Below are 26,218 nucleotides of genomic sequence, written 5' to 3' on the forward strand. Positions count from 1 at the left end.
TATGGCCGCCTTCGCTTATAAAGCGGTAAACAACCGTGGCCGTAACGCAAATGGTGTACTGGAAGGTGATAACGCTCGCCAAGTGCGCCAGCAACTGCGTGAAAAAGGCCTCATTCCTTTAGAAGTCGAACAAGTTACCGAGCGCGGAAAAAGTGACGGTAAAAGTGGTGGCTTCTCGTTTTTTAAACCGAGAATTTCAGCCTCAGATCTTGCCCTGTTAACTCGCCAAATGGCCACCTTGGTAGAATCTGCCTTACCGGTAGAAGAAGCCTTACTGGCGGTTGCCGAGCAGTGTGAAAAGCCTCGTCAAAAAAACATGATGATGGCCGTTCGAAGCAAAGTGGTAGAAGGTCATGGTTTAGCCGATGCGCTATCTGAATTTCCCAGTGTGTTTGACGACTTATACCGCGCCATGGTGGCGGCAGGTGAAAAATCCGGTCACTTAGATACGGTGCTTAATCGCCTTGCCGATTACACAGAACGACGCCAGCAAACTCGCAGTCAAATTACCCAAGCGCTCATTTACCCGTCACTTATGCTGTTTTTCGCCTTCGGCATTGTGATGCTACTGCTTACGGTAGTTGTGCCTAAAATTGTGGGTCAGTTTGATCACATGGGTCAAGACCTTCCGGGTATTACCCAAGTACTTATTTCGGTGAGTACCTGGTTACAAAATTACGGCCTTATTTTACTGGTTGTCGTGGCTATATTGGCAGTAATTGTTCAGCGCGTGCTTCAACAGAAAAAGATGAAGTTAAGATTTCACAAAGTGATTTTGAAACTCCCGCTTATTGGTAAAGTTTCTCGAGGGCTTAATACCGCTCGTTTTGCACGTACTTTGAGTATTTTAAGTGCCAGTGCAGTGCCCTTACTTGAATCTATGCGTATTTCCGGTGATGTACTTGAAAACCAGCACATAAAGAATCAGGTAGCCGATGCTGCCGTTAATGTAAAAGAAGGGAGCAGCTTGCGCGCTGCCCTCGATAACACAAAAATTTTCCCGCCAATGATGATGCACATGATTGCATCTGGTGAAAAATCTGGCGAATTACAGCAAATGCTTGGCCGTGCCGCCGATAACCAAGATAGGGAATTTGAAGCCCTTATTGGTGTCTCACTAAAAGTATTTGAACCTCTACTTATCGTGTCGATGGCTGGCATAGTGCTGTTTATCGTAATGGCAATTTTGCAGCCTATTTTGGCCTTAAACAATATGGTGAATATCTGATGAAAACCTTAAAACGTAGTTCTGGATTTAGTTTGATTGAAGTAATGGTGGTGCTGCTTATCATCGGCATTATGGCATCGATGGTAGCGCCGCAAATTTTGGGTAACCAAGAAGTGGCACAACTTAAAAAAGCCGCTGTTGATATTCAGCAAATGGAAAGTGCACTTGAAATGTACAAGCTTCGCAACAACAAGTTCCCAACGACTGAACAGGGGCTAGAAGCTTTGGTTACAGCGCCAACCCTTGATCCTATTCCAAGAAATTATCCAGAAGGTGGCTTCATTAAGCGCTTACCTGAAGATCCTTGGGGTAACCCCTATGCGCTAATTAGCCCAGGAGAATTAGGCGTAGTAGACATTTTTTCAAATGGACCAGACGGTGAACCCGGTACCGATGACGACATTGGTAACTGGAATATCAACGAATACCTAAACTAAGTTATCTTATGCTTGGCCGCTTTCATCCTCACAACAAGCAAACTGGCTTCACGCTTTTAGAAGTGATGCTGGTACTGTTGCTTATGGGCTTGGCGGCCGGTTACGTAATGTTTAATGCCTTCGGCGCCAGTAAAGCAGATTTGTTAAAAAGCCAAGCACAACGGCTACAAGTTTTGGTTGATATGGCAAGCGATTATGCGGTGTTAAATCAGCAGCAACTTGGCATTCGCGTTGAGCAAAAAGACAACGAGTACTACTTTGTTTTTTTAGATGAGAATGATGAGTGGCAACGCATTGAGGGCGAGAAATACTACGAAGCCCACACACTACCTGAAGATTTCTCGTTTACGCTGAATTTAGACGACTTGCCTTGGACCAAAGAAGATCAACTTTTCGATAGAGGCATATTCGACGAGACCTTAAGCGTGTCTGAAGATGGTGTTGAGATAGGCAGCGAAGAAGAAAAGAAATTGCCACCTCCGCAAATATTAATTATGTCTAGCGGCGATATTACCCCCTTCAGCCTTACTTTTGCGTATGAAGGCGACTTTAACGATGAGCCCGTTTATTTTGCGCTTAACAATGAAGAATTCCCACCACTAGAATTAGCTGGTCCTTTTGAGAGCCCCGAGCAATGAAACGCGCGTCTTCGCATTCGCCTAACAGTCAAAAAGGCATGACACTGCTTGAAGTCATGGTGGCGCTGCTTATTTTTGCCTTAACCGGCACGGCTATTTTAAAAGCTGCGGGCGATCACTTAAATAACGTAGGGCAAATTGAAGCGGTAACCTTTGCCAGCTATGTTGCCAGCAACCGACTAAATCAATTACAACTTGATGATACTTGGCCACCTAAGAACAATTTGAAAGGCAGCATGGAAATGGCTGACCGTACTTGGTACTGGCAGCAAACCGTCACTAAAACCAATGACGATGATCTACGCTCGGTAAGTATCAGCGTAGGCCTAGATTCTGACTATTCTGGCAGCGTCACTTCAGTAACCACCTTTGTGGCTAAGCCCACCAGCGCAGGCATTTAATGAAGCAGCGCGGATTTACTCTTATTGAAATATTGATTGCCATGGCTATTTTTACGCTCATTGGTTTGGCATCTACGGGCCTGCTAACCACGGTCATTGATAGTAACGATTTATCTAGTGAGCGCTTTGAGAAGTTACAGCAATTACAGCGTGCCATGGTGATTATAGAGCGTGACATCCAACAAGCGGTGCCTCGTCCAGTTCGCGCTGAAGGGGAAACCCAAAAAGTGGTGATGGCTGGCGGCGAGGTAGATGATAGCGACGGCGATGGTATTGGCTTTGTGCGTGGCGGTTGGCATAACCCTCAGCTCATGTTGCCCAGAAGCACCTTACAATACGTGGCCTATCGCCTTGATGAAGACCGACTAGAACGCGTTTATAGCAACTACGTCGATAATGTAATTGGCTATGAACCTAAGACACGTACCCTACTTGAACATATAGAAAGCTTTACCGTTGAGTTCATCAGCCCTGAAAGTAGCGGTGATGACGACGATTTAAGTTGGAGTGAAAGTTACCAAGGTGAAGCGTTACCCACCGCTGTGGCCATTGAGTTTGTGAGTAAAGACTTCGGTTTAATACGCCGCGAGTTTGCCTTAACAGCAGGTTCTGCGTAATGAAAATTCTTACCAAAGCTTCTATCAAAGCTCCTATAAAAACGCCTAGCTCACTGCCTTCTCGCCAACAAGGCGTGGCGTTAATGATAGTGCTGATGATAGTGGCGCTGGTATCTGTATTGGCCACTGAAATGGGTACCCGCTTGCAGTTGCAAGTACAGCGCACCATGAATATTAAAGACAGCAACCAAGCTTACTGGTATGCCTTGGGCGCCGAGGCTTTTGCTCGTAAATCAATTCAAACCTTGATGGAAGAAACCGGCGACAAAATCTCGCTAGACCAGCCTTGGGCACAGGAATTTATGTACCCATTAGAAAATGGCGGTTTGCAAGCGAACCTTACCGACCTTCAAGCATGCTTTAATTTAAACGCTATTCTACAAGGCAGCGCTAGCGCAAACGTGAATAGTGGTGATGGTGCTACCGAAGCGATGGATGCCTTTCATACGATGCTTTTGGCCCTAGAAATTGACGATATCAACAGCTTTACCGCTGATACAGTGCGAGACAGTTTGGCCGATTGGGTAGATGAAGACGACAATATGCGCCCCTATGGCGCAGAAGATAGCGAGTATGAATCGAAGGAGTTTCCTTACTTAGGAGCAAACGGACTACTGGCATCGACAAGTGAATTGCGTATTATAAATGGCGTCTCTGAGGTTTGGTTGAATGACATTCTCCCTTTGGTTTGCGTTATTCCCGACAACGACACCCTAGCCATTAATGTAAATACCATTGATGAAGAACATGCTGCACTATTAGCCGGTTTAACAGGGCTAGATTTACAACAAGCCACTAGCTTGCTGGGTAATCGCCCACAAGATGGCTGGGGAGACGTAAGCGAATTTCTGGCTGAACCGAGTGTTGAAGCATTAAGTTTATCTGACAGCCGAAAAGAATGGTTTACGGTAACGACTGAGTATTTTATTTTGCACACTAAGACCCGTTACAATAAAGCAACGTTTCAACTTTCTACCGTATTTAACGCAAGTAGTGACGCGGGCGTAAAAATAATAAAGCGCGAGTTTGGAGGCGTAAAATAATGGAACAACTCCTGATTAGGTTAGGTGCCACCGAGGCCGACCCAATTAGCTGGCTGGTATGGTCTACAGCGGAAGAAGAGATTATTGCTTCTGGTGAGCTAGCCAATGCCGACGCCCTTTCTACCTTAGCGGAACGCGCTGGGCACCGTGCAGTCATCGCATTAGCACCTAGCAGCGAAATATTGCTTAAATGGGTAGCTTTACCACCAAGAGCGGGTAGAAAGGTACTTTCTGCTTTGCCCTTTATGCTTGAAGACGAATTAGCCACTGATATTAGCGAACAATTTTTTGCTATAGGCCCTAAAGTGGGCGATAGCCAAGCGGTTGCCGTGGTAAGTCATGCAAAACTTCAAATGTGGCAGCAGTGGTTAGCCGATGCAGGCTTATTCTGTAACCATCTAATTCCTGATGTACTCGCCGTACCGGTAACTGAAAACGGTTGGTCTGTACTTACCTTAGGCGATCAAATGTTGGTTCGCCAAGATACCTTTAAAGGTATACAAGGTGAGCAAGCGTGGTTGTTACCCACCCTAGGTCACTTCACCAGCCAACAAGAAACCCCTGTTGTAATTACCAACTACGCGGGTATTGATTTAAACGATATGCCGAACATTACGGTTAGTGACGCCCCTCTTGAGCTGCCTATGCATGTGCTAGCCAAAGAGGCGATGTCGAGCAGCTTTAACTTGCTTCAGGGCGAGTACAAAGTAAAACGCACTCGTAATAATGCATGGGCACAATGGCGTGTTGCGGCAGTATTAGCCGTACTGGTGTTATGTACCAGCCTGATTGATAAAACCGTTACCCTGTACCAGCTAAAATCTGAAAATGCGGCTCTCACCAGTGAAATTGATCAAGCGGTAAAGTCTGGGTTTCCTAATATTGGCGTTTATCGTAATGTGAAGCTTAAGCTGCAATATGAGCTTAATAAATTATCAAAAAGTGGCGGCGATGCCTCTATGTTAGTGATGTTAGATCAGCTTTCAGAAGCTTTTGCCAGCACGCAAGTGAAACCACAAACCTTACGATTTGACGCCACCCGCACCGAAATACGCATTCAAGCGCAAGGTAAAAGTTTTGAGGCGTTAGAGCAATTTCGCCGTCAAGCGGAAGGTGCTGGATTTACCGTTGAACAAGGTGCTATCAATAACCGTGATGACAATGTGATTGGCACGGTATCAATTAGGAGTGTGTTGTGAACGCACTAATCAGCAAATTTAAAGCGCTTACCGAGCGCGAGCAAATACTGGTCATGATCTCTGCTGTAGTAGTGGTCATTGGCTTATTTTACTTTTTGATTTGGTCGCCCCTCAACGCGTCTTTGCATCAGCAAAAGCAATTGTTAGATAACCAACAAAGCTTGCTAGTGTGGGTGAAAGACAGTGCCGTTCGCGCCCAACAGCTAAGAAAAAGCAATAACCGCTCAGCGCCTTTTAAAGGTTCACTTCCACAAGCCGTTAACCGTACTACATCAAAGCACAGCATCGCTATTTCGCGCATGCAGCCGCAAGATGATGAGTTACAAGTTTGGATAGACCAAGCCCCGTTTAATGACGTACTTGAGTGGTTAAAAACCTTAGAAGGTATGGGTATTGTTATTATTCAGGCCGATATTGCCGAAGCAGATGATCCAGGTTACATCAAAATTCGCCGTTTACAGTTAGGAAAAGCATGAAGTCTAAGTTTGGTTGGCTAGTGGGTGGCATTGTTGCCTTTCTAATTTTTGCAATTGCTTACATGCCTGCTATTCAGGTAATTGGCAGAGTAGACTTGCCAAAAAATGTATCGATTAGCGGTGTGAGTGGCACATTATGGACAGGTAAAGCGCAAACCATTGTGGTGAACGGACTACCTATTAATAACGTTAATTGGGAGCTTAGCCCCCTTGCGTTGCTAATTGGAAATGTCAGTGCGCATGTAAAAGCGGGCAACATTCGCGATGTAAACGACATTGCGTTTGAAGGGCCATTTAAAACCAGCTTGTTCAATACAAACAAAATAGAAACCACGAATTTCTCGGTTTATTTACCGGTAGACCGCGTGCTTGCGCAAGTGAACTTACCCCTGCCTGTTAATGCCAGTGGGCGATTTAAAGTGAAACTCGACGAACTTACTTTTGGCCCTCAGTGTGTGGCACTACAAGGCACCGGTGATTGGTTGAATGCAGCAGTTGCAGGTACTCAAGGCCCTATCGACTTTGGGACTTATTCTGCCAAACTTCGCTGCGTGGGTGATGACATTGGTATTGTGGTTAGCGAGCCAAATCTACTTGGTCTGTCTATTGATGCTGTGGTTAGCCCAGACATGAAAAAAGTGAAAGTAGACGGGAAATTTAAGCCAGATGATAGCCTTCCTCAAGAGGTACATCAGGCGTCTAAATTCTTCGGACAACCTGATGCGAATGGCTATATCGCGATTAAATTACAATAGTCGCCAGCAAGTTACATAACCAGTCTGGCGCATAACCATTAGGTTACCATAAGACAGTATACACTTTTAGGTTAGCGGCCTTCTTCACTTGAGAGGTCGCTCACCAATGGAATATTCATCAAATCCTGCGCTGCGAATACCCGTCCGGGTGCAATAACCGCAATCGCCTCTGTAAGTCCGTCTAAACCAGCTTCGCTACGCTTCATTATATGAGAAAGCACGATACGCTTTGCTTCGGACGCTTTAGCAATTTCAATAATCTGCTTAGGCGTCATATGCAAGTTGGTGGCTGCGCTACCCGCCCCCTTTTCAATATCCTCAATCGCGTTATGCAACACGAGCACATCAGCATGCTTAGCAAAGTTTGCTAATGTTCCATCTGCATTGTTGGTATCGCCTGAGAATACGGCAACACATTCGTCAATAGTGACTTTCCACGCCAACGCAGGTATAGGTCCGTGGTGCACCGATACAGCATCAATGCTGATATCGTTATTGATAGATGTTGAGAATGCGTTATCTGCAATCGTGTGTGCAGACACTTTGTAATCATCTTCACCTTCTTGGGTGTAAGATGACAAATATTTAAAAGCCCCTTCTTTACCTATTAGCGCATCAAGATACGCTTGGATACTTGGCATTAGGTCGTTACCGGCTGGGCCATATACGGATAAATCTGTATCTCGACGGGTAAAGTAGCTTCCCTTGATAAAACTGGGTAAATCGGCGGCATGATCGGTATGTAAGTGAGATAATAAAATGGTGTCTATATCGGTAAAATCAGCACCCGACGCGCCAAATTGAACACTACTGCCGCTTCCAGCATCTACAAGTACTCTGCCCTTGTCATCTTTCCAAAGAAGGTAAGACGTAGAGGCGCGACCATCATCGAGTTCTGGACCACCAGAGCCAAGCACCTGCAACGAAATTCCTTCGCACACCGTAGTGGCGCTATTATCCATTGATGCATTATGCACAGACGTTTGATTAACGGAATCACCAGCCGTTGCCTCAGGCGTAGAGGCGGGCTCTGCACAAACTAAAAAGGCCGAGGTAAACAACCCCAGCCCAATACTTAATTTACTACTCAGTCCAAGTTTAAACTTTTCACTTGCGCCTAAACTTGAACCTAGATGTGAACCGTGCGGCTTCGCAACGCGGGCTGAACTAGATTTCATGGATGTGACTAACATACTACTTACTCCTATTCAGCGCTTTGTTGCGGGTTAGCCCAGCACTGTGGACTAGCCGCATTGGTACGCTTAGCTGTTTTGTTGCTCTGCAATCATGATGGTTTTGATATTAACGAATTCACGCATACCGTAGCCACCATGTTCACGACCGTAACCACTGTCTTTGACACCGCCAAATGGCAAGTTAGGTTGAGCTAACGAATAACCGTTGATATTCACCATACCCGTGTCGAACTCGTTTTTAGCAAGCGCAATAGCGTTGTCGGTATCAGTACTAAAGATACCACCACCAAGACCGTAGCGTGAATCATTTGCCACTGTCATCGCTTCCTTGTCGTCACGAACACGAATTAGCGAAGCCACTGGACCGAATAATTCATCGTCATACGCCGGCATACCTGGTGAGACATTTTCTAAAACAGTGATAGGGTAAAAATAACCACTACTATCTGGTACTTCTCCGCCCAACGATAGCGTTGCACCCGCTTCAAGTGACGCTTTAACTTGGTCATGTAATTCATCACGTAAATCTTCACGTGCCATAGGTCCAAGATCGGTGTTTTCGTCCGCAGGGTCGCCCACTTTAAGTTTCTTGCACTGGGCAACAAACTTATCTCTAAACTCATCATAAATACTATCGACGATAACAAATCGCTTGGCTGCTACACAGGTTTCACCGTTGTTAATTACACGGCCCATAATGCAGGTTTCAACCGCTTGGTCGATATCGGCATCCGCAAGCACGATGAAGGCATCGTTACTACCTAGCTCCATTACCGTCTTTTTCGACAAACTTGCTGCTTCTTTAGCAACCTGCTTGCCCACTTCGTCACTGCCTGTAAAGGTTACGCCGCGAACATGTTTATGCTTAATTAAGTCGCTCGCCGTACCGCCATCAATCAATAGCGACTGGTAAACGTTTTTAGGGAAGCCTGCATCTTCATACATTTGCTGGATAGCAACGGCCATCCCAAATACATTTTTCGCATGTTTAAGTACCGTCGTATTACCCGCCATAATGTTAGAAACACTGTAGCGAATAACTTGATAAAGTGGGAAGTTCCAAGGCTGAATGCCTAAAATTACGCCAATAGGCTGGTAGCTGATAATGGCGCGACCGCCTTCAAAAATACGATGTTCATCTTCAAGAATTTCGGCACCATGTTCTGCCGTATATCGACAGATATTTGCACATAGCTGTACTTCTTGCTTACCTTGCTCGGTTACCTTACCCATTTCTCGGGTCATTAGGCTGGTTAAATCGTCAATACGCTCTTCCATTAAATCAGCAAGGTTATTGAATAATTGGGCACGGGCGTCAAAAGAAGTTCTGCGCCAGTTTAAATAGGCTTCTTGTGAGCGGGTTACTGCTTGCTCTGCATCATCCGCTGACATCAAATGATAATGATCTAGCTTCTCACCCGTTGCTGGGTTGTACGTGTTGATTGTCTCGCTCATTGTCACACTCCTTAATCCGTTTGTGATAAGAGGTAGTGCAACTACAACGCCAGATCAGCCAGCCTTATATTTCTAACCACATATCAACAACATAGACTAAAGCATAAACATTATAAGCGAAATTTAATAAAAGCCCGATAAGAAATTATTACCAAAATTTGTCATCATTTCGGTAGGGCTTACAGAGTATTTTGAAGTCAAAACCTGCTATTTACGTTGTCATGTTAAGGCAAATAGCAGTGTTGCTTTGTATATCAATAAGTCTATTAATCGGTATATAAGTCGGGAAAATGAAATTTGGCCATGGCGAGTGTAAGCGCCACTTCATAAACACTTTGTCTAGAAGCGTGGTTAAGGGTAAGTAAGCCAATCGCGCCCCCTTTTTGCTTCACATTGGTGGTATTGAATAATTTATCCATAACAGGCCCAAGCTCTTCGCCCCGCTGTAATGCTTGATACACACTAACGGGTAACGGCAAGTTGGCACTTCGGCCTATCGACATGCGTCCACCATTATAAATCGCCACATAAGCAAAGGTAGCAGGGCCGTCTTCGAACACATCAACGCCCCCTTCAATAGCCACATACCATGAATCATTTGTGTCGTCTTTGTGCATATCAATAAGTGCTTTTACGCGGTTCACCGCGCCTAAACGAGTTTCCTCTTCACTCATTGGCTGCTCAGATACCCCACTAGGCACGCCAACTTCATACACATCGAAATCCTGCTCTAGGCTAATCGACAAGGTGATAAGCGCAGCATTCACTTTTACAGGATTTTTAGAGCCTACAAACAATTTACTTAGCATGTTTACCTCCTTCGTCGCTAGAGACAGGGTTTGCCAAAATATCATCTAACATGAGGCGATAGTCGGTAACAGCAGGAAACTCGGTGATGTTGCGATGCGGCAATGTGTGGTCTGGATTATCAACTGCAAGAAGATGCTGTATGCCGAATTCCTTGGCTGCATCTAAAATTCGTATTGTGTCGTCTACAAACAAGGTTCGCGCTGGATTGAAGTTTAAGCGTGCATGCAGTTTCTGCCACAGTAACTGCGACTCCTTAGTGACACCAAACTCATGGGTGGAGATTAAGTTATCGATGTGCGCGTCTAACTGAGTACGCTCTATTTTTAACGATAAGCTACCTGGGTGCGCATTAGTGACTAACACGACCTCGCGACCAGACTGATGCAGCGCCTCTAAGAAAGGGACGGTGTCGGGACGAATTTCAATAAGGTGCGCCAACTCACGCTTTATCGGCATAATATCGATATCCAGCGTTTCTGCCCAATAATCGAGGCAATACCACTGAATTTGACCGTGCACCTTTTCATAATGCGAGGCCATCATGTCACGACATTCTTGTTCAGGAATACCTTTGATTTCAGCCAAACGGGTTGGCAAATGGTCTAGCCAAAACCGGTTGTCGTAGTGCAAATCCAGTAGGGTGCCGTCCATATCCAACAACACCGTATCAATTTCATTCCAGGGCAGAAAGGGCAAGCGATTTTCCTTATAATGAAGTAAGCTAGTTACAGTAGGTATGATAACAAAGTTGTAGCAAGAGACATGCGAAAAATTGACCCGAACAAGCCGTTACCGCAAATTCACAATCGGGAAATTGTTGCCCAAAGTAAGCTTTTTCGCGTAGAGCGCCTAGACTTAGAGTTTTCTAATGGTGCAACGCGAGAGTTTGAACGGATGGCAGGAGGCAATCGTGGCGCTGTCATGATTGTTCCCATGATTGATAAAGATACCATGGTATTGATTCGTGAATATGCCGCAGGTACTCACTCCTATCAACTTGGCTTTCCAAAAGGCCTTATCGATCCTGGCGAGTCCGCCCTTGAAGCCGCCGATAGAGAATTAAAAGAAGAAGCAGGTTTTGGTGCGAATGACCTGATTGAATTACATAAAGTTAGCATGGCACCTACCTTTTTTAATGCCAACATGACCATTGTAATAGCAAGAGATTTATACCCAGAACAACTTGAGGGTGATGAACCAGAGCCATTGGAAGTTATTCACTGGCCCCTTGCTGAGGCAGACGCGTTACTGGCTCGTGAAGATTTTATAGAAGCCCGCTGTATCGCTGCGCTGTTGCTTGCTCAAAAATGGTTGAAGGACCAATAGATTATGCCCGATGAACACCCCCACAGCGAACTATTAGAGCTCGCAAAAACCGTTGCCGTTGAAGCCGGCGAAGCTGTGCTTAAAGTGTATGATAAAGGCGATTTTGACGCTTACCAAAAAGAAGACGATTCTCCGGTTACTAGCGCCGACTACCTAGCCAACGATATTATTGTTAAACGCTTAAGCGACGCTACCCCCGACATTCCTATCTTGTCTGAAGAAAATAAGCATGCCAGCCTAGAAGAGCGAAAGGACTGGCCACGTTATTGGCTTATCGATCCTATCGACGGTACGCAAGAATTTATTGCCCGAAGCGGCGACTTTGCGGTGAACATAGCGCTTATTGAAAATAACCAGCCTAAAATTGGTGTTATTTTCTGGCCTCCTGGCCAATCGCTGTATTTTGCTGAAAAGGGGAAAGGGGCATTTAAGTCGTCACCCGACGGTGAAGAGAAGATTGCCGTACGTAAGCTCGACGATCCTAAAAACAGTGTGGTGATGATTGCCATTAGTCGCAGGCAAAGCCGAGAAAAAGTATTAGGTCGCATGTGTGCAAAACGGGTTTATCAAACCCTGCCATTAGGCAGCTGCTCACTGAAAGCCTGCTTTATTGCAGAAGGTAAGGCCGATGTGTTTATGCGAATTGGCGTAACCGGTGAGTGGGATACAGGCGCATCACAGTGCATTGTATCTGAAGCTGGAGGCAGTATTGCGGCCGCTAACTTCGAACCGCTTACCTATAACCAACGCCATTCGCTAGAAAACCCAGATTTTGTGGTAATGGGCGATCAAAGAGTGCCATGGAAAGATGTTGTCCAGTATAATGATTTTGTAAACCCTCATCGTAATTAGTACGTTAGGTTATTTGGTCTATGCCATCTTCGAGTAGTCTCGAGTGGACATTATTATTATTTAAAGGAGTAATATTATGGTGACGACACGTATTCGTAAGGTAACAACTGCCTTGCTTGCATGCGGTCTTGCGTTTCCTGCACTCGCTGACTGGAACCTAGATGGCGACACCAGTGTTTTGCATTTCCTTTCTACCAAGAATTCACAAATTACCGAAGTACATAAATTCGATAGTTTTGAAGGCAGTTTATCTAATGCTGGAAAATTGCGTGTGTCGGTTAATTTGGCGTCGGTAAATACGTCAATCGATATTCGTAATACACGTATGCAAGACATGCTATTCAACGTTACTGAATTTGCTGAAGCAACATTCGACGCCACTCTACCTGAATCGATGCTAAATTTAGCCGATGGCGAAGTAGTCAACGGCAGAGTAGATGGTATTTTAACGCTGCACGGTATGGCGGTTCCTACTAGCTTTTCAGTGATGGCAAGCAAGGTAGACGCCGACACCTTAACGGTTTCAACTACCGCGCCTACGCTGATTAAAGCGGAGTCTTTCGGATTAACAGCAGGTATTGAAGCATTACAAAAAATTGCAGGGCTTAAAAGTATTACTACCACGGTTCCGGTTTCTTTCTCCGTCACTTTCACGCAGTAAGTACACCTAATATAAAAAAGCCGGGGCTTTACCTTTGAAGTAAAGCGACCCGGCTTTTTTTGTATCTGTATGTTTATGCAAAACAACGGTGCATTGCTTTGTGGCGAGGTTAATTCACCTCGCCCTAGGGGATTAGCATAAGATACACGTTTAAGCGCACAATCTACTAGGCGTTATTAACCAATGCTGGACGCATAGGCAGCGGCTTTTGACTTAATACCTGTTCAGGCATGGTTACCCACAAACTTTCAGGTAGCGCAGGCTCTTGAGCCTTGTACTGAGACAATGCAAAGTAGTTCATAGCTACGCGCAAACGTTTAAGGGCGGTGCATTCATCCACTTCTTGGTCGATAACAAACACGCCCCATTTGCGCATTTGTATACCTAAATTGTCACTGCTGGTAATACGAATAACCGGCGCGGCCAGAACCATGCCAATTAACACCGGTAGCAACCACATAAATAGCGACGGTGTGAAGTAGAAGGTTGTTACGCCCCATATCACTGCTAGGCAACTCATAAGCTGCGTATGCTTAAAGGCAACACTCCAGGGTACTTTTTTACCTTCACGCTCTTGTGCTTCCCATTTAACCGAGTGCCCAACAAACACGCTTATTACGAAGAAGCTATGATAAAACATCATGAGCGGCGCAATTAGAATGGCCATGGTAATTTCTGCCACTGCGCTCTTTAACAACGACATAGCGCCACCAAATTCTTCTCTGCGCTTAATTAACGCAAGCACGATACCCAATATCTTAGGCAAGAAGAGTAATGCAGCGGTACCCCACATAGTCACCATCATCATATCTTGACGGGCTACCTGCCAACTTGGAAATAATTGATATTCAGAGACAAAGAAGTCCGGTACTGACGTAGCGCGAATAAGGGCATCGGCCGTACCTAGCGCCAGCATACAAAATAATACCAGCGATGAAATATAAGCAAACGCGCCAAATAGGAAGTGAAGACGGTTAGCCGCTTTTAGGCCTTTTACGTTCAGCAAACCTAAATGCTGAATATTACCTTGTACCCAACGACGATCACGAATGGCGTAATCTACAATGTTGCTAGGTACTTCTTCATAGCTGCCCGTGGTATCGGTCAGTAAATAGGCCTGCCACCCTGCACGGCGAAGCAGTGCGGCTTCTACAAAGTCATGACTTAGAATTTCACCACCAAACGGGGCACTGCCTTCTAATTTCGGTAAGCCACAATGCTGCATAAAGGGCGCGATGCGAATAATCGCGTTATGACCCCAATAGTTGGCGCTGTCTGTTTGCCAAAATGACAAACCTGTTGCCAACATTGGGCTGTAAAGGTGCGCAGCAAACTGCACAAAACGGCCAAAGAAGGTATTTTGACGTACTGGCATAGGGATAGTTTGAACTAAGGCAGTATCTGGGTTTTGTTCAATACGGCGGGCTAAATCTAACATTCGCTCACCCGTCATTATGCTATCGGCATCCAGCACAATCATAGATTCGTAATTTGCGCCCCAGCGTTCGCAAAATTCTTTTAAATTACCCACTTTGCGATGAAGGTTCTTTTCCCGGCGACGATAAAATACCTGTGATGCATAGCTACCTAAACGCTTGGTCATACGCTGCCATGCACGAAGCTCGGCATCCGCTTTGTTTTGGTCGCGGGTGTCACTTAACATGTAAAAGTCGAAATGTTCAGCCTGTGGCGTATTCATTAACTCACGTACACAAGCTTCAAAGCCCACCATAATTCGGCGCGTATCTTCATTGTATACTGGCATTACCACCGCATGGCGCTGGCTTAATTGCGTGGTTTCATCAGGCTTATTTTGCTTCTTACGCAAGCTTAAAGGGTCAATATTAAACAGTTGAAGTACAAACCCAATAATACCGGTCCAAAAGGCCATACAAAGCCACGAGAACAGCATAAGGCCTAAACCTAGTTGAGCCATTTCAAGTTTAGTTAACCCATTAGGAAGAAAAATTTCATAAAGGCTCCAACCGGCCAACGCCGTACTCGGAAGCACCAAAATTGCCATTATAAATAAGCGCATGTGCTCTCCTGTCGTGATGAATCGATCACGCTTTGTTGAGGATTCAGGGGAAATAGAAGCATTACTTGGGTTGGTAGACATAATTCCAAACCTCACTGATACGTTTGCCATCTAGCTCGATATAAGCACGCATATCTACCGTGCTCTTGTCTTTAGGCTTAAGAAGAAAAGTGGCGCGCCATTCTTTACCTTCATTAACGGGGTAAAGGCGCTGCTGAGAAATTGCACCATTGCTACCTTGCACAATAAGCTTGGTAGTGTCTGGGTTGAAGCTTGTAACCGTGTTCTCATTGGCTGACATGTCTGGTGTTGTCAGTTCAGGTGCTGCCAGTTCAGGTGAAGAGAAATCAGGTGAAGAGAAATCAACAATAAAGCGGCGCTGAGTCTGCTTCGCTTCATCTTTTACTTTCTCGCCAGGTAACGACGGCTGACCTTGGCGTGTGCGAATAACAGTGGCCAACTCGCTAACAAATGCGTTTCGCTCTACCGTTTTTAAGGTGTATGCAAAATAACGAGATTCACCGCTAAGTAACGGCGCTTCAGGCACCCAATACGCTACAATATTGTCGTGAGTTTCTGAGTTGGTGGGTATTTCAACCACCTCTAACCGGCCCTTCTCGAACCCTTCAGTAGGTGTTACCCAAAGACCTGGGCGAATATGATAGTTTGCTTCAGCATCCAGAAAATTGCCCCATTCGCCATCGCGCTGCAACATACCAAAGCCTTTCGGCGCGCTATCACTTAACGAAGTAATTTGTAGCCTTGCTGGGTTAGTCAGTGGGCGCCAAATCTCTTCATCGGCATGAGTTACCATCAATACACCATCGCTGTCATGTACTTCAGGGCGATAGTCATCGGGGCGCTTTTCACTATTTTCGCCATAAAGAAACATGCTGGTAAAAGGAGCTACACCTAGCTTTTCTACGTCTTCACGGGCAAACAACCAGCTTTGCACATCAACTTGTGTATCGATGCCTGGCTCAATAACAAACTTGTAAGCACCGGCCACTGACGGACTTTCCAGTCGTGCGTAAATCGTAATAGGCTGGCCTTCTTTAGGCTCAATTAGCCAAAATTCGGTAAAGTGAGGAAACTCTTCCCCTTTCGTTAAGGCTGTATCAATGGCAAGCCCGCGAGCAGAAATACCATATACTTGATTCTTACCCACTAAACGAAAGTAAGAGGCTCCTAAAAATACGGCAAACTCATCTTTGTATGTTTCGTTTTTTAACGGGTAATGAACGCGAAAGCCTGCAAACCCTGTTTTATCGTTAGTCAGCCCGGCTAACGGTGCTGCTTTGTCGTCATAACGAAACATGTCGCTAGAAAAGGGAATACGCTCAGCGCTATTAGATTCATCGATAGTGTGAACTGTTACAGGCAACTCATAGAGAAATCCGGGGTGAAAAAACTGTACTTCGTAGTCGTTCTCACCGTTCCACAAGCTTTTTTCAGGATTAAAGCGGATAGCTCGATAAGTTTGATAATCAATTGATTTTAACCCGTCATCGAGACCATGATCATTTTGCTCATAGCCTTGCTCGGCAGACGCTTTTGCGGCATCGATAACAGATTGAAGAATAGGGGATGCATCACGAGGTTCATTGCTATCACTCACTCCTTCAGCATTAATCACTGGTGCGACTAATAATGACAACACACTGGTAATCACAACCGCAACGCGAGAGAAAAGTGACATAGGGCCTCGCTTAGTGTCTTTACTGACGCTCATCACGCCATCAAAGCGGTCTGGTTTAAACTCTTGGTGCATGTCGTTATCTCCATGAATTAGGGCTATGCCAAAACGCGTTCAAAAAAGCCACCAGCTAACTCCGTAGATGAATGCCCAAAGGTACTTTTTTGATAGGAACCTCGCTGACCCATAAAGGAAGAAGAACTGGGTAGCGAATTAACCGCGCTTGAACTCACTAGAGCAATTGCAAAGAATGATCCAACTTATCTAAAAGGGGTTGAATAACCATCAATCGCCATCTTTTCAAACATTTACAAACGGTATTATTGAAACGAAGGGCGCTTTTATACTGTGTAAAAAAGGACTAAGCATTAGACGAAAGGATATAGTGTTGTTTTTTAGATACACATTTCGCGCATTTTATTGTTTAGATAATCAGCGCTAATTCATAAATCTAGTTCGGTGATAAAAAACGGTCGTAGGTAAAAATCACTATCTTTCTGTTAGTTAAAGAAAAATCGTATATTTAAACAGCAGGCAATAACGTAATTGGCAAACCCTTTGCAAAACTAACTTCAGATTTAACCATGGAATTCGCGATACTTGTTTGCACATCACGATGCACAGGTTCGCAAAATGTGAAGCGCAGGTATTTTTTCTTTCTGCGATAAATAGGAGTTTTTTCAATGCGTAAAGCAATCACTTTACTTACAGCACTTACCGCTACCGCAGCCTCTGTTGCTTCTTTTGCAACGTTGGCTGAGTCTCCAGACTGGCGTTATGTAGAAGGTGGCTATAGCAAAATGGATTTTGACGATAACGAATCATTTGAACCAGATGGTTTCGTACTAAGCAGCAAATATCTATTAAACAGCAACATTTATTTAAACGGTGAATACAGCAACTTTGAAGAGGGCAATTTCGATTTCGATATGCTAACGCTAGGTGCTGGTTACAGAATGCCACTTAACGCCACTACCGATGCATACTTCGGCGCCAACTTTGAGCGTATCGATGGCGATTTCGATGATGAGACGGGCTACAGCGTAAATGCGGGCGTTCGTTCTATGGTGACTGAGCAGGTAGAGCTTCTAGGCGAAGTAGGTTACTACGACGTTGAAGATGGCGATGCGACGTTTAAAGTAGGTGCAAACTATTACGTCACTCCTCAGTGGGCCGTAGGTGCCAACTACAAGCTGATGGATGACTTAGACATCATGCAGGTAACTGCACGCTACAGTTTCTAAACCTTTCTCGTTTTTGGGATGCTCTCCTAAAGAAAGGTAGCCGGGTCACTCGCCCGGCTTTTTTTGGTCTTCAATTTGAGCTTATACGATTTTGTGCAATTTTTATTGAACAATCTTTTATTTAAGAATGGGTTAATGAACAGTTTTTTATTGAGAAACCTAAGGTATTTTTACTCTTCTGGAGCAGACTCACTTTCGGATGTCACGTCGCCTTTTGGCCTTATATCCACGCTCTCATGAAGCTCTGAATACACAAGCACCGCCTCGTTGCTTTTAAGCGCATCTAACACCTGTGTTACTTTGGTTTCCATACTGACATCTTCAGCGCCGTACTCTGTGCCTTCTCGCAGCACAAATGCTTCCACTAAACTGTGTAGGGTCTCGGTATCAACCGCATCGATTGGAATTATCATCTCTGCCTCCAGAAAAAAATGAGTTCACGCTAACTGTTATGCGTGAATTAAAGCCAGCTAACGTGCTAATAAGTTGGGAAATTCACACGTAGGGCGTGTTGGGATTAATAGGTAATATATCGCTAACGTACCTTTTGACCCTGTCATGCAGCCACACTTTAGGGCTAAACACTGAACCCTGCATAAAGCCAACATGGCCACCACGCTCACTAAGTTCAAGGGTAACATTGCGCGCTAATTCTTCTTCTTTAGGCACCACTAAATGGTTCATAAAGGGGTCGTCAATACTGTGCAGTACCAGCGTAGGGCAGTGAATAGCACTTAAGAAGTGGTACGCACTGCATTTCTCATAATAGTCATTCGCGTCTTCGAAACCATGCAAGGGTGCAGTGACTTTCTCGTCAAATTGCGCAAAGCTGGTAATGCCATCAACATCATCACCCGTTAATTGAATAAGTTTACGATAGTCGATAAACGACATTTTCTTGCGCAGCGTGGTTTTTATACTGTTTAAAAGGTATTTCTGATAAACCCGCGAGAAACCGTGATTAATGGATTTAGCACATTCCGACAATTTCAACGGTGATGATATAGCAATAGCCGCATTCAACCATTTTTGTGCTGGGTTCTCGCCAAGCAGCTTTAACAGCATGTTCCCGCCAAGAGAAAAACCCACTGCAACTTTAGGGATCTGAGGGAATTTTTGGTTTAGCCAATCAAGAAAAAAACTTGGATCGCCAGTCTCGCCAGAATGGTAGCCTCTTGGCTTTAAATTCGGTACACCGCTACAGCCACGATAATGCATCATCACCACTTGCCAGCCATTCACCGATAAATTGGCCATCATATCGTTGGCGTAATGTGAGCGAATGCTGCCTTCAAGGCCATGGAACATCACAATAATGCCAGAGGGCTCGGCGGGCTTTGGTCCCCAAGCAACGTCGACAAAATCGTCATCAGGCAGTGTTAGGCGTTCCATGCTGTATTTTAGCGGTAAGCGTTTTTGAATGAAGCGCGGCCATATAGTTTGAACATGTCGGTTCTTTGCCCAACTTGGCACTCGAAAACTGCTTTTTATAATCTTTCCATGCGATAACGCGATTTTGCTCATGATGTTTTCTTATTGTTATTTTACGACAACTGCTTCAATAGCTGACTGATTAACTCGCGGGCTTCCTGTTTTTCTCTAAGCCCATACGCATTAATAAGTGCAGCGATAGAGGCATTAAATACACCTGACATACTAGAGGCGCCTGAAGGTAAAGACGCTAAACCAAGGCTATTTACCGTTTCTACGATAATAGCTTGTTGCGCTTTTTCTAATGCCAGCTCGTCATCTTTTAGCTGATTGTATTTCGCTAAGGCCTGCGGGTAATTTGCATCTTGCTTGTCTTCTGGCTTCGCTTGCTTTCGCTCAAGCCGATGCTGCTTAAGAGTGTGTTCTGATGCTTCAACGGCACTTATCACCGCATTTAACTGAGGCAGATTGATAATGAAGCCGTGCTCAATACACCAGCATATCAACAAAAGTATATTTACGTTCACACCATGGCGGTCTTGCAACAAAATAGCCAGTGGCGCTACATCGCCTTTGCCATAGCGACTGCCCGCGTACTGCCAAAAGTCCTCTGCATTTACAATTGCATTATTGTGCTTCATAGCTTGCGCGCTGCGCCTCCATTTGCTCTTGTGCATCGAGCCATTGCATCTCTTCTTCTTCAAGCTGCTGAGTGAGTTTTGCTTGTTTATCTAACAACTGCATTAGATCGGCTTTCTTATCATCGTTATACAAGCTTGTGTCTGACAACGATGTTTCAAGGGTTTTCAGCTCGCTTGAACATTTGTCCATGGCCTTTTCGTGTTTCTCTAAGGCTTTTTTCAGCGGAGCAACTTGCTTTCTAAACTCGGCTTCTCGACGCTTTTCTTCTTTTCGATCGATTTTACGCTCGCTAACAGCGCTTGCATCTTCATTTAACGCTTTCGCATCGCTGTTCGCTTTCGCCTTTTCAGCGGCTTGTTGCTTTAAAATCCAGTCGCGGTAATCGTCTAAGTCGCCAGTGAAAGCCGCAACCTCGCCGCTATCCACTAAGTAAAAGTCTTCGCATACCGATGAGAGTAAGAACCTATCGTGCGATACCAACACCATGGCACCTTCAAAGCCTTGCAGCGCAATGTTCAACGCATGACGCATTTCTAAATCAAGGTGGTTGGTAGGCTCATCAAGTAGTAACAAGTTTGGCTTTTGATACACAATAAGCGCTAACACTAACCGCGCTTTTTCGCCACCAGACATAGGCGCTACGGCGGAAAGTGCTTCATCACCGTTGAAGCCAAACCCCCCTAAATAATCTCGCAATTGTTGCTCGGTAGCTTTTTCGTCTATGCGCTGTAAGTGCAAAATAGGCGTGGCGTTAGGATCGAGGGTTTCTAGTTGATGCTGAGCAAAGTAACCAATTTTAAGGCCCTTGGCAGTATCAAACACACCTTGTTTGGGGGCATGAACACCAGCTAATAACTTGATAAGGGTTGATTTACCTTGCCCGTTTCGCCCCAGTAAACCAATACGACTTCCTGGCACCAAGTTCAGCTTCACTTGCTGCAAAACAATATGATCATCATAACCTAACTGTACGTGTTCCATTTGTACAAGGGGGTTAGGCAGTGCAGCAGGCGGTACGAACTCAAAACTAAATGGGCTAGCTGCATGCGCAGGTAACAAGGTTTCCATTTTTTCGAGTTGTTTAATACGGCTTTGTGCTTGCTTCGCTTTACTCGCTTTGGCTTTAAAGCGAGTAATAAAAGAGGTTAAATGCGCCACTTTTTGCTGCTGCTTTTCAAACTCAATATTTTGCAAACGAAGTCGCTCGGCACGTTGTCTTTCAAAGGCAGAGTAGTTTCCGGTATAGGTAATCAGCTGTTGCTGTTCAACACTGATAATTTGCGCGACTGTATTATCTATAAACGCCTTATCGTGAGAAATAAGTAACAAGGTACCTTCGTAGCGCTGTAACCACTTTTCTAGCCAAATAACGGCATCTAAATCTAAGTGGTTCGTGGGCTCATCAAGCAGCAATAAGTCAGAAGGACAAAGCAGTGCTTGCGCTAAGTTAAGGCGCATACGCCAACCACCAGAGAAATCAGTAACCGGTGCGGTAAGCTGAACATTAGTAAAGCCAAGCCCTGATAGAATAGTCGCGGCTCGTGCTTCTACATCGTAAGCGCCGGCTTGCTCTAGTTGGCCATGAATTTTACCAATCAGTACGCCGTCTTCATCTTGCTCAGCTTGCTGAAGCTGTGCTTGTAAACGGCGAAGATGTTTATCACCATCAATAACGTACTCTATTGCACGTCTGTCGGTGGCAGGGGTTTCTTGTGCAACACTCACTATACGCCAATCAGCGGGTACCACACAGTCACCTGCGTCTACCGACATCTCGTTACGCAGTAATGCGAACAAGGTGGATTTACCACAGCCATTGCTCCCTATAAGGGCGACTTTATGGCCTGGAAACACCTGCGCTGATGCACTTTCTAGCAGTACTTTTCTGCCACGCATTAGCGATACGTTGGTAAGCTTTATCATTCATAACCTTCGCGGGAACAATTTAGGTCGCGTATAATAGCAAATTCCTATCAAAATCTGATCAGGAAATGGCTTTTCACGGTATAATACTGAGTAAATTACGTTAAGAGAGCTGCAATGCAAAAATCGATTAAACGCCGCTTTGTTGCAGGCGCTACCTGCCCAAAATGCCAAGAGTTAGACACTATCTCGCTATATTACGAAAATAACGTAGAAAAGCTAGAGTGCGTGGCCTGTGGTTACAATGAAGCGCAAACCGAAGAACAAGTGAATGCGGCCACCCGTGAAAACGAAAACGTTATTGGCATTTTCAAACCTCACTAACGTTACCGTAATGGCGCACATCACTGCTTTTGCGTCACGTTCTACACGATAGCCACCAGCATCTCACCCACAGTATTCGCTAGCAGTAACTATTACGCATAATGTGAAGATACCGCCCATGTTAGCCGTATCTTTACATTACTTGAAACAGTAAGTGTTACGCTGAAAACCCCACCAAGCCTTTGATTTAAAAATACTTACCATATCAAACAACTCGCATCTTCTATTTACATTCAACGGCATAAATCTTGAAATACTTCGTTAAAGGAGTATTTATGAAAACCGCAAATCGTTACCTACTTATTTCACTCGCCGTCATACTTGGGCTACTCATTATTATTCGTATGAGCATGCCTTATGCTGCGCAGTGGTATATCAATAAAACACTCAGTCAGCCGGGGGAATACAGCGGCCGAGTAGGTGACGTAGATTTAATGCTATGGCGCGGGGCTTATAGTTTAGAGCATGTGTTGTTGTACAAATCTAATGGACAGGTAGACAAGCCATTGTTTCGCGCCGATAAGGTTGAGTTCACATTAAACTGGAGCCAGCTGATTAAAGGCGCAGCAAGCGGTACGGTGAATCTTACCCGCCCAGAAATTAACTTTGTTGATGGTGCCACCAGCGATAACAGTCAAGCGGGTAAAAATGAAGATTGGCTTAACATTGCTAACCAACTATTCCCGTTAAGTATTGATAAGCTTAGTGTTACCGATGGGAAAATTGGTTTTTATAACCCAGAAACCTCACCTGTGATTGATATCTCGCTGCACGACATTCAAGGTGAAGTAACCAATTTGGTAAACAGCGATGCGCTATCTGACAATCGGGTGGCTAACGCCTTAGTGACTGCGCAAACCGCCCAGCAAGGTACATTGAACCTTGAAGCTAAGCTGAACCCTGCCACACAAAAACCCACGTTCGATCTTAATATTCAAGCCGACAATGTGGCATTAGTTAACTTTAAAAACTTGCTGGATACCTATGCGCCATTTGACCTAGAGGCGGGTTCACTCACGCTGGCTGCGGAAGTAGCTGCCGACGATGGTAAAGTAAAGGGTTATATAAAACCAATACTGCACCATGTGGAAGTATTTTCATGGAAAGGCGATATTGAGCAAGATGGTGATGGCCTACTTGAAGGTACCGTAGAGCTGCTATCTGCTTTTGTTACTGAGATATTTGAAAATCAGAGTGAAGATCAGGTTGCTACTCGTATTCCTATAGAAGGGGATTTGAGTAGCCCAGACACTGATGTTTTTAGTGCGCTGGGCGCCATTATCAAAAACGCCTTTATTCAAGCTATTAGCGGCGACATTGAAGAGTCAGTAGAACTACAGACGTTGTCTGAACCCGCACTGCCTGATTCAACAAAAACCGCAGATTCAGATAGCCAAAGCGCTGAACCCGAAACACGCTAGCTTATTATGTTCTCGGGTGTATTAATAATGAGGAGGCGGTGTTTCTTCCGAGTCTTTGGCCATATTTGAGGGCTCAATAGACTTAACCTTGTCAATAACGTGACGTAACTTGTAGGTAAGCTCATCGAGTTGCTGCTGCTGCGAAGACAACGCTTCGTTTAAAGCTTCAATGGTGTGCTCTTGAAACGCTATTTTCGTTTGGAGCTCTTCAATACTGTTGTTCGTACTGTCGAGTTCTGCTCGAAATGCGACACCATCAGTACTGCTATTTTTATCTGTCATAATTTACTCTATTTACTGCGCTGCCATACTTCGGCAAGACCACTGCTGCTTTCTGTCACAATATTACCATCGGACATAAAGCCAACGCCATAAACAACTGCAGTTGGCGGTGAAACTGTATCTCGTGATGCAACCTGCCAAGCATCCACTTCCTTTCCACTCTTTAAATCCCATAAATACACTTGGCGTGATGGCGAGCCTGTTAGTAAATACTTACCATCATCAGAAAATACAGCATCGGTGAAGATTTTTTGCCTCGCAATAAAGCTCAGCCCGCTAATTGCTTCGCCAGTTTGCACGTTCCACACTTGTGACTTATCTTGGCTATCGGCAGTAAAGGCAAAACGGCCTTTGTCGTCTAATGCCACTTTAGTTACCCGGGAAGGATGAGTAAAGGTGTGAATTATTTGCCCTGTATCGGTGCTCCATAGATACGCGATATAGTCGTTCCCGCCGGTGAGGGCAAACTTGCCATTCGGAGAGATATCAATAGAGTTTACTTTTTCCTGATGGCCCAAAAACTCTAATCTACGCTGAGTTTTAGGTTCAAAAAACATGACCTTACCATTCGAACGAGCCACCAAGATGCCATTTCCATTATTAGAGATGGCCACATCTCGAATAGACGCTTCGTCAATCCGCCAAAAGCCAATCGGATCGCCAGTTTCAATGCTCCACAGCGCAAACGCTTCTCGGTCAGCGGTGACTACATGGGTATTATCGGCTGATATATGTAACGAAATGACTAAATTATTGCCTTCCCCTTGATGACTCCATTGATACAAAGGGGTTTCTTCGCCTATTCGCCATACATTAATGCCATTGTTGATGCCTGATACGACAGAAATAGTGCCATCTGAGGATATATCGGCTGCATAAGCCCCTTCTTCAACATGTCGCCATTGTTTAATTGGCGTGGTCTCAGGGAAGCTGCATCCTATAGATCCACTTATTAATAAGGTGAGTAACAATAATCTGGGGAACATTTGAGCCCTAAACATAATCAAATAGGTTTCGCTTTGTGAATGCTAGGTTTAACATAGCATGGATCACGCATCTTTCACTATCGTGCAGACTGCCCTGGATGCAGCAGTTTAAACATAGACGCATGATGATAAAAATTTATGGAGACGTTTTATGCAGAAGTCGCTTGTTGCCTTATCTACTATTGCTGCCCTAGGCCTTTTTGCCTGTCAGCCAAATACCACTGATGAGGCCGCTACTACCGGCACTGACATCGCTGAAACCGCCGATGTTTCGACAGAATCAATGACAGACGTACAAAAGCAAGCGTACGCTATGGGTGCTAGTATGGGCTTGTTCGTGAGCAACCGCGCACAACAGCAAGAGCAACTGGGCTTTCCGCTAGATGAAGCGGCGTTGAAAGAAGGCTTTGAAGATGGCCTTAACGACACATTGAAATTTACCCCACAAGAAATTCAGCAAATTGCTCAGCAAGGCGAAGAAGTACTTCGTGCTAAGCAACAAGAAATGGCGCAAAAAGCCGCACAAGATAACATTGAAGCCGGCGCGGCCTATCTAGAAGAGAACGCGAAGAAAGATGGCGTAACGACTACCGAATCTGGCCTTCAGTATGAAGTGTTAGAAGAAGGTGAAGGCGCAAGCCCAGCGGCTGAAGACATCGTTAAAGTTCACTACCGTGGTACATTGCTAGACGGTACTGAATTCGATTCTTCTTACAAGCGTGATGAGCCAGCTCAATTCCCACTTAACCAAGTTATTCCTGGTTGGACTGAAGGCGTTCAGCTTATGAAAGAAGGCGCGAAGTTCCGCTTCCATATCCCTTCTGATTTAGCTTATGGCGAACGTGCTACCGGTTCAATTACGCCTAATTCAACACTAATTTTTGACGTTGAATTGCTAGAAATCATTAAAGAAGAAGCTGCTGCTGAGTAATATTACGCAGCGCTTTAATGCCGCGTAGCGGCTACGCTTTTGCGATTGCCACTACCAATAAAAGCCGATACTTTTTTAAAGTGTCGGCTTTTTTAATGCGTTAACTGATGGTAGTACTTTAATGAGCGGATGAACGTAAGGGCGGCACCATAGCCATTGCTACAAATACAGCAAATGCACACCTTGCATGGAAGGTGTATCACATG

28 protein-coding genes are annotated in these 26,218 nt (G+C 45.0%); 16 read left to right on the plus strand and 12 right to left on the minus strand.

Features of this window, described 5'->3' with window-relative positions:
• Nucleotide 1 precedes the first annotated feature (1 nt).
• The 9 genes from gspF to J8L84_RS08135 are packed head-to-tail and all read left to right on the plus strand — an operon-like array spanning nt 2 to nt 6,794.
• A complete protein-coding gene (gene gspF / locus J8L84_RS08095) occupies nt 2-1,228 on the plus strand; it encodes a type II secretion system inner membrane protein GspF (RefSeq protein ID WP_057795264.1) in 1,227 nt (408 codons plus the stop codon).
• Nucleotides 1,228-1,665, plus strand: a complete 438-nt coding sequence (gene gspG, locus J8L84_RS08100; protein WP_013786669.1) for a type II secretion system major pseudopilin GspG — start codon at nt 1,228-1,230, stop codon at nt 1,663-1,665. Before gspF ends, gspG begins: the two co-directional genes overlap by 1 nt.
• Nucleotides 1,666-1,673: 8 nt before the next feature.
• Nucleotides 1,674-2,303, plus strand: a complete 630-nt coding sequence (gspH, locus tag J8L84_RS08105) for a type II secretion system minor pseudopilin GspH (protein WP_057795262.1) — start codon at nt 1,674-1,676, stop codon at nt 2,301-2,303.
• Nucleotides 2,300-2,704, plus strand: coding sequence for a type II secretion system minor pseudopilin GspI (gene gspI / locus J8L84_RS08110; protein WP_211070240.1), 405 nt, complete (start codon nt 2,300-2,302; stop codon nt 2,702-2,704). Before gspH ends, gspI begins: the two co-directional genes overlap by 4 nt.
• A complete protein-coding gene (gspJ, locus tag J8L84_RS08115; protein ID WP_211070241.1) occupies nt 2,704-3,321 on the plus strand; it encodes a type II secretion system minor pseudopilin GspJ in 618 nt (205 codons plus the stop codon). The genes gspI and gspJ overlap by 1 nt, the downstream gene beginning before the upstream one ends.
• Nucleotides 3,321-4,364 carry a type II secretion system minor pseudopilin GspK gene (gene gspK / locus J8L84_RS08120; protein ID WP_211070242.1) on the plus strand — a complete coding sequence of 348 codons (1,044 nt, stop codon included), beginning with the start codon at nt 3,321-3,323 and terminating at the stop codon, nt 4,362-4,364. Before gspJ ends, gspK begins: the two co-directional genes overlap by 1 nt.
• On the plus strand, nt 4,364-5,563 hold the full coding sequence (gspL, locus tag J8L84_RS08125; protein ID WP_211070243.1) for a type II secretion system protein GspL: 1,200 nt from the start codon (nt 4,364-4,366) through the stop codon (nt 5,561-5,563). Before gspK ends, gspL begins: the two co-directional genes overlap by 1 nt.
• Entirely contained in the window at nt 5,560-6,039 is a 480-nt protein-coding gene (locus J8L84_RS08130) for a type II secretion system protein M (protein WP_211070244.1), read from the plus strand. The genes gspL and J8L84_RS08130 overlap by 4 nt, the downstream gene beginning before the upstream one ends.
• On the plus strand, nt 6,036-6,794 hold the full coding sequence (locus J8L84_RS08135) for a type II secretion system protein N (protein ID WP_211070245.1): 759 nt from the start codon (nt 6,036-6,038) through the stop codon (nt 6,792-6,794). Before J8L84_RS08130 ends, J8L84_RS08135 begins: the two co-directional genes overlap by 4 nt.
• A 71-nt stretch (nt 6,795-6,865) precedes the next feature.
• Here J8L84_RS08135 and J8L84_RS08140 read toward each other — a convergent pair whose 3' ends face one another.
• The 4 genes from J8L84_RS08140 to yrfG all read right to left on the minus strand — a co-directional run bounded on the left by J8L84_RS08140 (nt 6,866) and on the right by yrfG (nt 10,951).
• The gene (locus tag J8L84_RS08140; protein ID WP_211070246.1) at nt 6,866-7,987 is read right to left on the minus strand and encodes an MBL fold metallo-hydrolase; all 1,122 of its coding nucleotides are present in this window, start codon (nt 7,985-7,987) and stop codon (nt 6,866-6,868) included.
• 69 nt (nt 7,988-8,056) lie between these two features.
• On the minus strand, nt 8,057-9,445 hold the full coding sequence (locus J8L84_RS08145; protein WP_211070247.1) for an NAD-dependent succinate-semialdehyde dehydrogenase: 1,389 nt from the start codon (nt 9,443-9,445) through the stop codon (nt 8,057-8,059).
• 266 nt (nt 9,446-9,711) lie between these two features.
• Nucleotides 9,712-10,254, minus strand: coding sequence for an inosine/xanthosine triphosphatase (gene yjjX / locus J8L84_RS08150; protein ID WP_211070248.1), 543 nt, complete (start codon nt 10,252-10,254; stop codon nt 9,712-9,714).
• The gene (gene yrfG / locus J8L84_RS08155; RefSeq protein WP_061998093.1) at nt 10,244-10,951 is read right to left on the minus strand and encodes a GMP/IMP nucleotidase; all 708 of its coding nucleotides are present in this window, start codon (nt 10,949-10,951) and stop codon (nt 10,244-10,246) included. The genes yjjX and yrfG overlap by 11 nt, the downstream gene beginning before the upstream one ends.
• 66 nt (nt 10,952-11,017) lie before the next feature.
• Here yrfG and nudE point away from each other — a divergent pair, with 66 nt between their 5' ends.
• From nudE to J8L84_RS08170, 3 genes are all read left to right on the plus strand, one after another.
• The gene (gene nudE / locus J8L84_RS08160; protein WP_057795243.1) at nt 11,018-11,581 is read left to right on the plus strand and encodes an ADP compounds hydrolase NudE; all 564 of its coding nucleotides are present in this window, start codon (nt 11,018-11,020) and stop codon (nt 11,579-11,581) included.
• A gap of 3 nt (nt 11,582-11,584) precedes the next feature.
• Nucleotides 11,585-12,433 carry a 3'(2'),5'-bisphosphate nucleotidase CysQ gene (cysQ, locus tag J8L84_RS08165; RefSeq protein WP_057795241.1) on the plus strand — a complete coding sequence of 283 codons (849 nt, stop codon included), beginning with the start codon at nt 11,585-11,587 and terminating at the stop codon, nt 12,431-12,433.
• Nucleotides 12,434-12,509: 76 nt separating this feature from the next.
• Nucleotides 12,510-13,094, plus strand: coding sequence for a YceI family protein (locus tag J8L84_RS08170; protein WP_211070249.1), 585 nt, complete (start codon nt 12,510-12,512; stop codon nt 13,092-13,094).
• Nucleotides 13,095-13,260: 166 nt separating this feature from the next.
• Here J8L84_RS08170 and mdoH read toward each other — a convergent pair whose 3' ends face one another.
• Nucleotides 13,261-15,213 (minus strand): glucans biosynthesis glucosyltransferase MdoH, encoded by a 1,953-nt coding sequence (gene mdoH, locus J8L84_RS08175; RefSeq protein ID WP_211070250.1) that lies wholly within the window; start codon nt 15,211-15,213, stop codon nt 13,261-13,263.
• Nucleotides 15,194-16,903, minus strand: coding sequence for a glucan biosynthesis protein G (locus tag J8L84_RS08180; protein WP_211070251.1), 1,710 nt, complete (start codon nt 16,901-16,903; stop codon nt 15,194-15,196). Before J8L84_RS08180 ends, mdoH begins: the two co-directional genes overlap by 20 nt.
• A 608-nt stretch (nt 16,904-17,511) precedes the next feature.
• Here J8L84_RS08180 and J8L84_RS08185 point away from each other — a divergent pair.
• Nucleotides 17,512-18,072, plus strand: coding sequence for an outer membrane beta-barrel protein (locus J8L84_RS08185; RefSeq protein WP_211070252.1), 561 nt, complete (start codon nt 17,512-17,514; stop codon nt 18,070-18,072).
• Nucleotides 18,073-18,242: 170 nt separating this feature from the next.
• Here J8L84_RS08185 and J8L84_RS08190 read toward each other — a convergent pair whose 3' ends face one another.
• The 4 genes from J8L84_RS08190 to J8L84_RS08205 form a co-directional block, all read right to left on the minus strand.
• Complete coding sequence (locus tag J8L84_RS08190; RefSeq protein ID WP_211070253.1) at nt 18,243-18,485, minus strand: YheU family protein; 243 nt, start codon at nt 18,483-18,485, stop codon at nt 18,243-18,245.
• Between the two features lie 82 nt (nt 18,486-18,567).
• Nucleotides 18,568-19,596, minus strand: a complete 1,029-nt coding sequence (locus tag J8L84_RS08195) for a hydrolase (protein ID WP_211070254.1) — start codon at nt 19,594-19,596, stop codon at nt 18,568-18,570.
• A gap of 20 nt (nt 19,597-19,616) precedes the next feature.
• Nucleotides 19,617-20,144 (minus strand): TIGR02444 family protein, encoded by a 528-nt coding sequence (locus J8L84_RS08200; protein ID WP_211070255.1) that lies wholly within the window; start codon nt 20,142-20,144, stop codon nt 19,617-19,619.
• Nucleotides 20,131-22,068: an ATP-binding cassette domain-containing protein gene (locus J8L84_RS08205; RefSeq protein ID WP_211070256.1), complete on the minus strand. Its 1,938-nt coding sequence runs from the start codon at nt 22,066-22,068 to the stop codon at nt 20,131-20,133. Before J8L84_RS08205 ends, J8L84_RS08200 begins: the two co-directional genes overlap by 14 nt.
• A 117-nt stretch (nt 22,069-22,185) precedes the next feature.
• Here J8L84_RS08205 and J8L84_RS08210 point away from each other — a divergent pair, with 117 nt between their 5' ends.
• Together J8L84_RS08210 and J8L84_RS08215 are read left to right on the plus strand one after the other, a co-directional pair.
• Nucleotides 22,186-22,392, plus strand: a complete 207-nt coding sequence (locus J8L84_RS08210; RefSeq protein WP_159534096.1) for a YheV family putative zinc ribbon protein — start codon at nt 22,186-22,188, stop codon at nt 22,390-22,392.
• A 275-nt stretch (nt 22,393-22,667) separates the two neighbouring features.
• Entirely contained in the window at nt 22,668-23,813 is a 1,146-nt protein-coding gene (locus tag J8L84_RS08215; protein WP_211070257.1) for a DUF748 domain-containing protein, read from the plus strand.
• A 21-nt stretch (nt 23,814-23,834) separates the two neighbouring features.
• Here the strand turns inward: J8L84_RS08215 and J8L84_RS08220 are convergent, their stop codons facing one another.
• Nucleotides 23,835-24,095: a SlyX family protein gene (locus tag J8L84_RS08220; RefSeq protein WP_211070258.1), complete on the minus strand. Its 261-nt coding sequence runs from the start codon at nt 24,093-24,095 to the stop codon at nt 23,835-23,837.
• 8 nt (nt 24,096-24,103) lie between these two features.
• Nucleotides 24,104-25,036: a hypothetical protein gene (locus tag J8L84_RS08225; RefSeq protein ID WP_211070381.1), complete on the minus strand. Its 933-nt coding sequence runs from the start codon at nt 25,034-25,036 to the stop codon at nt 24,104-24,106.
• 196 nt (nt 25,037-25,232) lie between these two features.
• On the opposite strand from J8L84_RS08225, the gene fkpA reads away from it, so the two are divergent.
• Nucleotides 25,233-26,012, plus strand: a complete 780-nt coding sequence (gene fkpA, locus J8L84_RS08230; RefSeq protein ID WP_211070259.1) for an FKBP-type peptidyl-prolyl cis-trans isomerase — start codon at nt 25,233-25,235, stop codon at nt 26,010-26,012.
• Nucleotides 26,013-26,218 lie beyond the last annotated feature (206 nt).

This window comes from Alteromonas sp. MMG017, from assembly GCF_018100795.1.
In the GTDB taxonomy this organism is placed as follows: domain Bacteria; phylum Pseudomonadota; class Gammaproteobacteria; order Enterobacterales; family Alteromonadaceae; genus Alteromonas.